The 249-nt window shown below is 65.5% G+C and carries 1 protein-coding gene; it reads left to right on the top strand.

All coding sequences use genetic code 11. The features are described from left to right. A partial coding sequence (locus tag ACPXCS_RS39755; protein WP_425952386.1) for a thiamine pyrophosphate-dependent enzyme occupies positions 1-249 on the top strand: 249 nt, incomplete at both ends.

Genomic DNA, 249 nt, shown 5'->3' with positions numbered 1-249 from the left:
TACTACATGAACACCTACGGGATGCACTCCATCCACGGCCGCGCCCCCGCCATCGCCACGGGTCTGGCCAGCTCCCGACGTGATCTGTCGGTGTGGGTGGTCACCGGCGACGGCGACGCGCTGTCCATCGGCGGCAACCACCTGATCCACGCCCTGCGCCGCAACGTCAACCTGAAGATCCTGCTGTTCAACAACCGGATCTACGGCCTGACCAAGGGCCAGTACTCGCCGACCTCCGAGGTCGGCAAG

The sequence above is a fragment of the Streptomyces sp. DT190 genome, from assembly GCF_049846985.1.
Classification (GTDB): domain Bacteria; phylum Actinomycetota; class Actinomycetes; order Streptomycetales; family Streptomycetaceae; genus Streptomyces.
This window is presented reverse-complemented; position numbering and strand designations above follow the sequence as displayed.